Source organism: Agrobacterium sp. MCAB5 (assembly GCF_052114365.1).
Classification (GTDB): Bacteria; Pseudomonadota; Alphaproteobacteria; order Rhizobiales; family Rhizobiaceae; genus Agrobacterium; species Agrobacterium tumefaciens.
Map to the genome: position 1 here is coordinate 961,331 of NZ_JBFREP010000001.1, position 10,402 is coordinate 971,732.

General features: G+C 59.8%; 9 protein-coding genes. 2 read left to right on the top strand and 7 right to left on the bottom strand.

All coding sequences use genetic code 11. From position 1 onward, the window contains the following. Nucleotides 1–68: 68 nt before the first annotated feature. Both AB4Z23_RS04760 and AB4Z23_RS04765 read right to left on the bottom strand, forming a co-directional pair. Nucleotides 69–1,955, bottom strand: a complete 1,887-nt coding sequence (locus AB4Z23_RS04760; RefSeq protein WP_421476548.1) for an ABCB family ABC transporter ATP-binding protein/permease — start codon at nucleotides 1,953–1,955, stop codon at nucleotides 69–71. A gap of 109 nt (nucleotides 1,956–2,064) precedes the next feature. Next, nucleotides 2,065–4,068, bottom strand: a complete 2,004-nt coding sequence (locus AB4Z23_RS04765; RefSeq protein ID WP_038490495.1) for a LysM peptidoglycan-binding domain-containing protein — start codon at nucleotides 4,066–4,068, stop codon at nucleotides 2,065–2,067. Nucleotides 4,069–4,224: 156 nt separating this feature from the next. Here AB4Z23_RS04765 and AB4Z23_RS04770 point away from each other — a divergent pair, with 156 nt between their 5' ends. Together AB4Z23_RS04770 and AB4Z23_RS04775 are read left to right on the top strand one after the other, a co-directional pair. Next, entirely contained in the window at nucleotides 4,225–4,845 is a 621-nt protein-coding gene (locus tag AB4Z23_RS04770; protein WP_003512311.1) for a TIGR00730 family Rossman fold protein, read from the top strand. 194 nt (nucleotides 4,846–5,039) lie between these two features. Beyond that, nucleotides 5,040–6,800, top strand: coding sequence for a peptidoglycan D,D-transpeptidase FtsI family protein (locus AB4Z23_RS04775; protein WP_038490500.1), 1,761 nt, complete (start codon nucleotides 5,040–5,042; stop codon nucleotides 6,798–6,800). Nucleotides 6,801–6,857: 57 nt separating this feature from the next. Here the strand turns inward: AB4Z23_RS04775 and rarD are convergent, their stop codons facing one another. The 5 genes from rarD to AB4Z23_RS04800 all read right to left on the bottom strand — a co-directional run bounded on the left by rarD (nucleotide 6,858) and on the right by AB4Z23_RS04800 (nucleotide 10,355). Continuing rightward, on the bottom strand, nucleotides 6,858–7,766 hold the full coding sequence (gene rarD / locus AB4Z23_RS04780; RefSeq protein WP_003512314.1) for an EamA family transporter RarD: 909 nt from the start codon (nucleotides 7,764–7,766) through the stop codon (nucleotides 6,858–6,860). 215 nt (nucleotides 7,767–7,981) lie between these two features. Continuing rightward, nucleotides 7,982–8,938, bottom strand: a complete 957-nt coding sequence (pip, locus tag AB4Z23_RS04785) for a prolyl aminopeptidase (RefSeq protein ID WP_421476550.1) — start codon at nucleotides 8,936–8,938, stop codon at nucleotides 7,982–7,984. A 3-nt stretch (nucleotides 8,939–8,941) separates the two neighbouring features. Further along, on the bottom strand, nucleotides 8,942–9,421 hold the full coding sequence (locus AB4Z23_RS04790) for a GFA family protein (RefSeq protein WP_111783185.1): 480 nt from the start codon (nucleotides 9,419–9,421) through the stop codon (nucleotides 8,942–8,944). Next, nucleotides 9,418–9,882 (bottom strand): GFA family protein, encoded by a 465-nt coding sequence (locus AB4Z23_RS04795; RefSeq protein WP_112497200.1) that lies wholly within the window; start codon nucleotides 9,880–9,882, stop codon nucleotides 9,418–9,420. The genes AB4Z23_RS04790 and AB4Z23_RS04795 overlap by 4 nt, the downstream gene beginning before the upstream one ends. Continuing rightward, on the bottom strand, nucleotides 9,879–10,355 hold the full coding sequence (locus AB4Z23_RS04800) for a GFA family protein (protein ID WP_421476555.1): 477 nt from the start codon (nucleotides 10,353–10,355) through the stop codon (nucleotides 9,879–9,881). Before AB4Z23_RS04800 ends, AB4Z23_RS04795 begins: the two co-directional genes overlap by 4 nt. Between the last annotated feature and the right edge of the window lie 47 nt (nucleotides 10,356–10,402).

The following is a 10,402-nucleotide window of genomic DNA, read 5'->3' on the forward strand; positions in this document are numbered from 1 at the left end:
ACAGCCAAACTCCCCGCCCGGCAATGGTCCGGTTGGTGTGCCGCCCTGTTGTCAGGGGTTTATGCCCGTCAATGCGCGGGTTCGCCGCGGTCAACAACGCCAAGATCGTCGGTTTCGCGAACATGGCGCAGCATTTCCTCTGCGCGAATGGCTTCGCGCTGGCGGCTCCACATCGAGGCATAAAGCCCGTTCTGTGCCATCAGCGAGGCGTGGGTTCCGCGCTCGGCGATCAAACCTTCCTTCAGCACGATGATTTCATCAGCGTTGATGACGGTGGAGAGGCGATGGGCGATGACCAGCGTCGTGCGGTTTTTCGAAACGATATCAAGCGCGCTCTGGATTTCCTGTTCCGTGTGGGTGTCCAGCGCAGAGGTTGCTTCATCGAGAATGAGGATCGGCGGCGCTTTCAGAATGGTTCGGGCAATCGCCACGCGCTGCTTTTCGCCGCCGGAAAGTTTCAAGCCCCGTTCGCCAACCATGGTGGCGTAACCCTCCGGCAGCTTGCCGATGAAAGCGCTGATCTGGGCCGCATCCGCCGCTGCCGTGACCTCCTCGGTCGTTGCCGAAGGGCGTCCGTAACGGATGTTGTAGGCGAGCGTATCGTTGAACAGCACGGTATCCTGCGGCACCATGCCGATCATCGAGCGCAGGCTCTTTTGCGTCACGTCGCGAATGTCCTGCCCGTCGATGGTGACGGCGCCTTCCTGAATATCGTAGAAACGATAAAGCAACCGCGAGATCGTCGATTTTCCGGCACCCGAAGGACCGACGATCGCCACCGTCTTGCCCGCAGGCACATCGAAGGAAATGCCCTTCAGGATCGGTCTTTCCGGATCGTAGGCGAAATGCACGTCGCGGAAGGAAATGGCACCCGGTCCGGCCACAAGCGGCTTCGCATCCGCCCTGTCGGTAACCTCGGCCTCGACCTCGAGAAGTTCGAACATCTGTTCGATGTCGGTCAATCCCTGGCGAATTTCACGATAGACGAAACCGATAAAGTTCAGCGGTACCGAAAGCTGCAGCAGGAGCGCGTTGATGAACACGAAATCGCCGATGGTCTGCTCGCCGCGTTGCACGGCCATCGCCGACATCACCATCATGACAGTGGAGCCGATGCCGAAGATCACGCCCTGGCCGAAGTTCAGCCAGCCGAGCGACGTCCAGATCGAGATCGCCGATTTTTCGTAACGCTCCATGGCGACGTCAAAGCGCTTCGCCTCCATCTCCTCATTGCCGAAATATTTGACGGTTTCGAAGTTCAACAGTGAATCGATCGCCTTGGTGTTGGCGTCGGTATCGCTGTCGTTCATGGCGCGGCGAATGGAGATGCGCCAGTTGCTGGCCCGCACGGTGAACCAGATATAGGCCCAGACGGTGACAACCGTGACCAGCACATAGGAAAAGCCGTAGGAGGTCCAGAAAATGATCGCCGTCAGCAGGAATTCGATGAAGGTCGGGGCGGTGTTGAGAATGGTGAAGCGGACAATGGTTTCGATGCCCTTGGTCCCACGCTCGATAACCCGTGAAAGCCCGCCGGTCTTGCGCTCCAGATGGAAGCGCAGGGAAAGCCGGTGCATGTGCACGAAGGTTCGGTAGGCGAGCTGGCGCACGGCATGCTGGCCGACGCTGGCAAACAGCGAATCGCGCAGCTGGTTGAGCCCGACCTGTATCAGCCGCGTCAGATTATAGGCGATGACAAGCGCGACAGCACCGAGCAGGAAGGCCGGAACCAGCCCGACCATGTCCAGCTTGCCGTTCAGCGCATCCGTTGCCCATTTGAAGAAATAGGGAACGAGGATCAGCACCAGCTTGGCGACAACGAGAAACGCCGTCGCCCAGATCACCCGCATTTTCAGGTCAAGGCGGCCTTCCGGCCACATATAGGGCCAGAGGTTGATGAGGGTCTGCGTGGGATTGCTGGAATCCGCCGAAATGGTTTTTTTCTTGGTGGCCATCATTTGCTCCGGGCACTGCCGGAAGCCGACAGCAGGGCGGCGGCTCTGGAAAGCCGCCGTGCTTGTCACAGGTAGGGTTGTTGCGGGGTCACCGCAATGTCTTGAACGATCAGGAACCGCTCTTCAGACGCTTGCGATGAAGTTCTTCCGCATTCGGCAGGGCCTTCTCCGGCACACCGAAAATCTGGCCGGGCTCGATCAGGTCAGGATTTTTGATCTGATCCTCGTTGGCGAGGTAGATCGTGGTGTAACGCACGCCCTGTCCGTAAACGCGGCGGGAAATCTGCCACAGCGTATCGCCGCGGCGGATGATGACGCTGTTCTGGCTTTCGGCAAGCGGCGGCTGCTCGAAGGTCTGCGGACCGGCGGGCGCCTGCGGTGCAGGTGCGGGCTGCGCGATGATGTGGAGGTCGGCAAGGCGGCTTGCCAGCGTGGCGATGCCCTTGCCGATCCCGGCAACGTCGTTCGGCCATGCCTCTACCGATGTCAGCAGCTGACGTGCCTTGGCGGCGATATCGCCGGCAAAGGCGGTAAAGGACGGCTCGGTGCCTGCGGCAGTGCGGAACTCGGAGAGCGACTTGAGGCCGATCACCACGGCGGAGCGGCCGGCAATGGCCTGGTCGAGCGCCGGTGTGGCCTGATCCTTATAGAGATTGGACAGAATGCCGAAGGCCTTGGCGACATCCGTGCGCAGCTTTTCGAAGGCAGCGCGGTCGCTTGCCGTGCTCTGGTTTTCAGCGGGCGCGGTCGTCGTGGCGGCGGATGGCGTTGCGGACGGTGCCTGCATGGCGACGGTTGCCTGGTCGGTCTGCGGGCGCTCGAATGGAACGCGCACGCGCACCTTCACCGTGCCGTCGGCATTCAGCTCTTCGACAGTGATGATATGGCTGCCGACGGAAAGATCGACATTGCCCTCGATGACGAAATGGCCGGAGGCCTCCGTGGTGCTTTTGCCGATTTCCTTGTCGTCGACCAGCGCGCGCACGCTCGAAGCGGCAGGCGCGGAACCCGCAACGAAAATCTTCGAGCCTTCGAATTCGACGGCGGTTACCTGAACGGTCGAAGTCAGAGGAGCTGCGGCAGCGGACGGAGCCGGGGTACCAGCGGCAGGCGCGGGCGTCGTGGTGGCGGCAGCTGTTGCCGACTGACCCGGTTGCGCGGCTTGCGGAGGCTGGAGTGCTGAAGGTGCCGCCTCCGGCATTGCCAGCACGCGGCTTGCTTCACCGGGCTTGGACACCATTGCCAGGAGTTCGCCCGCCTTGCCGTTGGGCACGGAGACGGTTGCGACTTCTTCGGATTGTGTTGCCTTGCCGCTGGCGTCGGTCGAGCGCAGCACCAGCTCATGGTCGCCCGGTGGTAGCGGATTGTCAAAAACGGCGGCGAAATCGCCCGATCCGTCGATGGTCGTCTGCGCGATCACCTTGCCGTTGCTGAGAATTTCCAGTTTAGAGCCGGGCTGTGCCTTGCCTGCGACCACAGCCGAACCATCGGGCTCGACGCGAAGCACGTCAAAGGTCGGTGCGCCCGATGTGGACTGCGCTGCATCGGCGGCAGGAGCGGCGGGTTGGGTCTGCTGTGCAGCGCCATCGTCGGTGCCGGTGAAGACGCCCGCCAGACGGCGGACCTGTGCTGCCGCCGCCGCTGCACTATCCGGCAGACCGCGCAGGAAAGCGGTGGTGCGTTCGGCCGCAGTGCGCGCCGTGGTGATGAGGCGCGACGTCGTTTCATCGAGCGTCTCGGGAATTTCGATATTGGTCAGTTCCTTGAGCGATGCCTCGACCTTCTTGCGTGCTGCCGCAAAGTCGGCGTCGGACGGAACCTTGCTATCGGCGAAAAGCGTGGTCAGATCCTTGATCGACTGGGTTGCGGAAGCCGCGAGGCGCCCGACCTTGTCGGCGATATTGGCGGTCTCCTGAGCGGCGTCGGACAGGATGTCGCCCGCCTTGTCGCTGCCCATTTCAACGCTGTTCTTCACTGCGTTGCCCGCTTCGTTGATGGCATCGCCGATGGGTTTGCCGTCATTGGAAATTCTCGGCAGGACGAAAAAGATCATGAGCAGGGACGCGATGCCCAGCACGATCAGTGCCAGCAAACCGGCTTTATTGTTTTTCATCCTGGAATCTCCGGGTATTGTAAGCTTTTTACACGAGTTCAGATTGCTAGCGTCTTACCTTGCCCCAGACAAGCGGCGTGGCCGTAAAAGGCCATATTTGCAAGGGATTTCCCAAATTTTCTTGACGTGTCGCATCCGGCATAGTTCCTTCCCATCATGACGGACAAAAATACAGCGATTCGATCCATCTGCGTTTATTGCGGCTCCCAGCCCGGACGTGACCCGGCTCACATGGAAGCAGGCCGCGCGCTTGGGAAATCCATTGCCGAAAACGGCATTCGCCTGGTCTATGGCGGTGGCACCAAGGGCATCATGGGCGCGGTCGCCAGCGGCGTTCTTTCCAACGGCGGCGAAGTAACGGGTATCATACCGGAATTTCTGGTCGATATGGAGGCTACACGCCATTCTCTCGGACAATTGAACGAGCTTATCGTCACCAAGGACATGCATGAGCGCAAACATATGATGTTTGAGCGCTCGGATGCTTTCGTAACGCTGCCGGGGGGCGTCGGCACGCTGGAAGAGATCGTCGAAATCATGACCTGGGCGCAGCTCGGTCGTCACGCCAAGCCGATTGTCTTCGCCAATATCAACGGCTTCTGGAACCCGATGCTGGAACTTGTGCAGCATATGCGCGATCAGGGTTTCATCCATCGCGCCCATCTTCTGAACCCGCTGGTCATCGATGAGGTCAAGGACATCGTGCCCGCCATCATCGACCGGGCGCTTGCGCAGCAGAACCCGGAAGGCGACCCTTCGGTAATTTCCCGTCTCTAGGCATCGAATAAATGTTAACGGGCTGCCACGCGGTTCGTTACAATTTTAAGTGTATATTAATAGAGATTTGACTGCGGCATCGCCCCGCCCGCTGTTTTCATGGCTCCGCGCCCGATCCTGTGCCAGCGTCTACAAGGCGTAGGCTGAGCGCGGAATTTGATTTTCGCCGCCATGATAGCGGGGCTCATTGGGGAATGATTGCTTTTTTGGTGCGGCTGAAAAGCCGGACGCATTTTATTATTCAGAGAAGTCCGTTTCAGGGCAGGGATGCGATCCTCGGTTCCGCTGCCCGCCGCCGGGTGGACGCGAAAAAGCGGCTCGGAATATTGATCGCCGTCTTTGCCGTTATCTATGGCGTCGTTGCGGCGCGACTGGTCCAATACGGCCTTGCCGAACCCATTGCGACCGCATGGATCAATACCGGCGCTACAGCAGTCGCCTCCCGTCCCGATATCCTCGACCGCAACGGCACGCTGCTCGCGACCGATCTCAACATGGTGTCGCTTTATGCGGATCCGCGCCGGGTCGTGGACGCGGATGAGGTTGTCGAGAAGCTCGCAACCGTCATCCCCAATCTCGACTGGCGCGAGACGCACCGCAGATTGCGCTCGGACACCGGCTTTCAATGGCTGCGGCGCCAGCTGACGCCGCGCCAGCAGGCCGATATTCTCAACCTCGGCATCCCCGGCATCGGTTTCCGGCCGGAGAAACGGCGCTTTTATCCGGGTGGCCCCGCAGCCTCGCATATCATCGGCCACGTCAATGTCGACAATCAGGGCCTTGCGGGGATGGAACGTTATCTCGACCAGCAGGGCCTGGCCGACTTGCGCGCGACCGGCCTTGCCAGCGGTGCACCGCTGGAGCCGGTGAGATTGTCGATCGATCTGCGGGTGCAGAACATCGTGCGTGAGGTCGTGCTCAAGGCGAAAACCGCCTATCAGGCGGAGGCTGCCGGTTCAGTGATACTGGATGTGGAGACGGGCGAGGTGCTGGCCATGGCGTCGGTGCCGGATTACGACCCGAACGAGCCTTCCCGCACCCTTGCCGATGGCAGCATCGACAGGGAGTATGAAAAGGGCTGGTTCAACCGCATGAGCAATGCGACCTTCGAGATGGGATCCACCTTCAAGAGCTTCACACTTGCCATGGGACTGGATGCAGGTGCCATAACGCTCAACTCGGTAGTTGACGCGTCGCGACCCATCCGCATGGGCGGCTTCACCATCAAGGATTTCAAGGGCCGGAACCGCCCGCTGTCGATCCCGGAAGTGTTTCAATATTCATCGAATATCGGCACGGCGGCTGTTGCCGACAAGGTCGGGGTCGAAGGCCACCAGCAGTTCCTGACGAAACTGGGGCTTCTTTCCAGAATGGATACGGAAATGCCTGGCGTTGCCACGCCCACCCAGCCGAGAACATGGAAGAAGATCAATTCCGTCACCATTTCCTTCGGCCATGGCGTTGCCACGACGCCTTTGCAGACGGCGGTGGCAGCAGCTGCGCTAATCAATGGCGGCAGCCTTATTTCGCCGACCTTCCTGCCGCGTTCCCGAGAGGATGCGGCAGTGCTTTCCCGCACCGTCATCAACGGAAAGACGAGCGCCGATATGCGTTACCTTTTCAACTGGAACGGCATCAAAGGGTCGGGCAGGGGTGCGCAGGTGGAAGGATTTCACGTTGGCGGCAAGACCGGAACCGCCGACAAGGTCATCAATGGCCGTTATGCCAAGGATATCAATTTCAACGCCTTCGTTGCCGGTTTTCCGATGCACAAGCCAAAATATGTCGTGCTGACGATGATCGACGCCCCCAGGACCGGCGTGAACGGAGGACGCACGGCTGCCTCGACGGCCGCACCCATGACCCGCGAAATCATCACCCAGACGGCTGGACTTCTCGGCGTCAAACCGCGCTTCGGTTATGACGCGACACCGCAGTTGCTGGTCGATTATTGAAGACCCACATTCCCGTTACAGATAGGGGAATGTGGAGAGGCGGCATGACGCGGAAGGTTATCGCTTCAGCCGCATCAGGCTCGATGCGGTGTAGATCGCCAGCGCCACCCAGATCATTGCAAAGGCCGCCATCCGCACCATGTCGAACGGTTCCTTGAAGATGAAGATGGCGATGAGGAAGATCATCGTCGGAGCGATATATTGCATGATGCCGATGGTCGACAGCCGCAGAAGCTTTGCACCATTGCCGTAAAGAATAAGCGGAACGGCGGTGACGATGCCGCTGGCCGCAAGCAGCCAGGTATCTGTCGCATTGCCGGCCATGAAATGCGCCTGTCCGCTAATGGCAAGCCAGGCCAGCACCAGCACGGCCGGAACGGAAAGAAGCATGACTTCAAGCAGGAAGCCCTGTGTGGCGCCGATTGGCAGCGTCTTGCGGAAGAAGGCGTAAAAACCCCAGGACACGGTGAGCGCAATGGAAACCCATGGCAGGCTGCCCGCATGCCAGGTGAGGATCGCAACGGCCAGCCCCACGAGGCCGATGGCGGCGATCTGCGCCGGATAAAGCTTTTCCTTGAGCAGTACCGCGCCGAGGAAGATGCTGAACAGCGGATTGATAAAATAGCCAAGCGCGGCATCGAGTGCGCGGCCCGCGCCGATCGCCCAGATATAGATGCCCCAGTTGATGCTGATGAGCGCGGCCGTGAGGCTTGCCATGGCAAGCATTTTAGGGGTTTTCAGCGCAGTGCGGATTTCCGCCGTGCGACCGAGAGCGATAAGGACGGCAGCGCCGATAGGCACCGACCAGATGACGCGGTGCACGATGACCTCTATCGGCGAAATATGCGCAACCGCCTTCATGTAGATGGGAAGGAATCCCCACAGCAGATATGCGGAGAGCGCGAAAGCAAAACCGCGTGCGCTATCGCCGCCCTCTTGGGCCGGAAGCGTTTTATCGAGTGCCATGGGAGTACCGCCAATTATTAGGGATGGCCCTTCATAACGGATCGGCCTAGCGCGGGCCAATTCATTTCCGTGAAGCGTCCATGAGAAAAACTGCATGAATAAAAGGCGATTTGCTCTTGAAACAGGCGACTTTGCGACCAAACGGATGATCCACGCACAAAAATCTGCGTGAATCGTTATCTCATCAGGCCGCTTCAAGCATCTGAAAGGCCTGCCTATTTACCCCCGAAACGATCGGTTGCGCGGATCAGCTGGTCAAGAATACCGGGTTCGCTCAGCGCATGCCCGGCTGCCTCGACAATATGGAAATCCGCCTTCGGCCAGGCCTTGGCAAGCTGCCAGGCATATTTCAGCGGGCAGGGCATATCGTAACGCCCGTGCACGATGACGCCCGGAATATTGCGAAGCTTGCCGGCATCGCGCAGCAATTGCCCTTCCTCCAGCCAGCCGCCATTGACGAAGAAGTGGTTCTCGATGCGTGCGAAGGCGATGGCGTATTTATCCTCGCCGAAATCCTCGACGCGCGCCGGATCGGTAACAAGGGCGATGGTCGCGCCTTCCCACTGGCTCCATGCTCGCGCGCATTCGAGTTTCTTGGCTTCGTCCGTACCGGTGAGATAGCGATTATAGGCCTGCATCATCTCGCCGCGCTCGGCTTCAGGAATTGGCGCTACGAAGTTTTCCCAGCGATCGGGATACATTTCAGAAACGCCGAACTGGTAATACCAGTCCAGTTCCGGCCTGGTGACCGTGTAGATGCCGCGCAGCACCAGTTCGCTCACGCGTTCGGGATGAGTCTCGGCATAGGCGAGTGCCAGCGTCGAGCCCCAGGAGCCGCCGAAAACCAGCCATTTTTCAAAGCCGCACAGCGCACGGAGCCTTTCAATGTCGGCAACCAGATGCCAGGTGGTGTTGGCTTCCAGTTCCGCATGCGGCGTGGAGCGACCGCAGCCGCGCTGATCGAACAGGATGACGTCGTAAAGTGCCGGGTCGAAAACGCGGCGATGCGTGGGGTTTACCCCGCCGCCCGGACCGCCATGCAGGAAAACCGCCGGTTTCGCACCGCGTGTACCAACCCGCTCCCAATAGATCGTGTGCCCATCGCCGACATCGAGCATGCCGCTCTCGAAGGGTTCGATCTCGGGGTAAAAGCTGCGCAATTCTTCGGTCATGTCTTACTTTCCTTCGGGTGGCCATTCGGCCGTGTCACGATCCGGGTGTTGCCGGTTGTTGACCGGTAGCCGGTTTTCATCCGGCGCAGCTTCCGGCTCGACCGGCAAACCGTCAAGGTCACCGAACCAATGCATTTTGCTGTCGAGATTTGATTGCGCCTCGGGCTTTATCAGCTCCGGCTCGTCCAGCGAACCAAGCGTGATGTTGATGAAATCGGCGTCCGGCATGTCATAGAAAAGTGGCGTGCCGCACCGTCCGCAAAAACCGCGCCGCACGTGATCGGACGACTGAAACCACGAAGCCTCGCCACGGGTCATTTCAAACTTCGCGCGGGTACTTGCTGCAAGCGGCATGAAATAGTTGCCCGATGCCTTCTGGCACATGCGGCAATGACACAGATGCGGATAGCGTAACCCGCCATCGATCCGGTAACGCACGGCGCCACACTGGCATCCGCCGCTGAAGCTTTCTGAACCGTTCATGCGCGGTCGTCTTCCGGCGGCCAGACCTTGGTGTCGTGGTCCGGGTGTTGGAAGGAGGTGATATCAGCCTCATCGACGCTCTGCTCGATCGCAGGTTTTGAAAACAGCTTCTCGATCCAGGGCATGCGCTTGTGGATATTGACCTGCACCTGCGGTTCGATCCGCTCCGGATGATCGAAAGCGCCAATCGCGATCTCTACGCCGCCAGGATAATGATAGGTCAGCGGCGTGCCGCATTTGTTGCAGAAGCCCCGATGGATTTTCGCAGATGAACGGAATAGGGAAGGCTGGCCGCGCGTCCATGTCAGATGCGCCTGATCGGCGGTGACGAGTGCACCGAAGAAATTGCCGAAATGCTTCTGGCACATGCGACAGTGGCAAATGGAGGGGCGACCGATCTTGCCCGCATGAAACCGCACGGCGCCGCACTGGCAGCCGCCGGAAAAGCCTGTTTCGCTCATCGTTTATTCTCCGGGGGCCAGCTCTCGGTGTCGTGGTCGGGGTGCTGGTAGGAAACGAGGTTGGTCAGATAGTCGACCGAGGTCAGATCGTCTTCCGTTGGGACGGCGGGTAGCGTGTGGATGCTGTCGACGAAATCGATCTTGCGTTCCACGCCCCACTGAATGGTGGGCGGCAAGGCGGCAGGATCGTCGAAAGCACCGGCCGCAACCGCAATGCCATCCGGCGCCTCATAGGTCAGCGGCGTGCCGCATTCGGCGCAGAAGCCGCGCTTGACGACGCTGGAGGACTGAAAACGTTTCGGCTCCCCCCGCGTCCATTCGAAATTGACGCCGCGCACGGAAACCAGCGGCGCGTAATAGGCCCCAAAAGCCTTCTGGCACATGCGGCAATGACAGATGGAACTGTCCTTGAGATCGCCGGTCGCGCGGAAGCGGATCGCGCCGCACTGGCATCCGCCGGTGTAGGTGGTCATGGTTGGCTCTCCTTCACCGTTCGGATAATGTGGAGACAGACATTGTC

Excerpts from the sequence above, each read along its gene's own strand:
- AB4Z23_RS04800 (WP_421476555.1), bottom strand. The coding sequence starts at position 10,355 with ATGACCACCTACACCGGCGGATGCCAGTGCGGCGCGATCCGCTTCCGC.
- pip (WP_421476550.1), bottom strand. The coding sequence starts at position 8,938 with ATGACCGAAGAATTGCGCAGCTTTTACCCCGAGATCGAACCCTTCGAG.
- AB4Z23_RS04790 (WP_111783185.1), bottom strand. The coding sequence starts at position 9,421 with ATGAACGGTTCAGAAAGCTTCAGCGGCGGATGCCAGTGTGGCGCCGTG.
- AB4Z23_RS04775 (WP_038490500.1), top strand. The coding sequence starts at position 5,040 with ATGATTGCTTTTTTGGTGCGGCTGAAAAGCCGGACGCATTTTATTATT.
- AB4Z23_RS04765 (WP_038490495.1), bottom strand. The coding sequence starts at position 4,068 with ATGAAAAACAATAAAGCCGGTTTGCTGGCACTGATCGTGCTGGGCATC.
- rarD (WP_003512314.1), bottom strand. The coding sequence starts at position 7,766 with ATGGCACTCGATAAAACGCTTCCGGCCCAAGAGGGCGGCGATAGCGCA.
- AB4Z23_RS04770 (WP_003512311.1), top strand. The coding sequence starts at position 4,225 with ATGACGGACAAAAATACAGCGATTCGATCCATCTGCGTTTATTGCGGC.
- AB4Z23_RS04795 (WP_112497200.1), bottom strand. The coding sequence starts at position 9,882 with ATGAGCGAAACAGGCTTTTCCGGCGGCTGCCAGTGCGGCGCCGTGCGG.
- AB4Z23_RS04760 (WP_421476548.1), bottom strand. The coding sequence starts at position 1,955 with ATGGCCACCAAGAAAAAAACCATTTCGGCGGATTCCAGCAATCCCACG.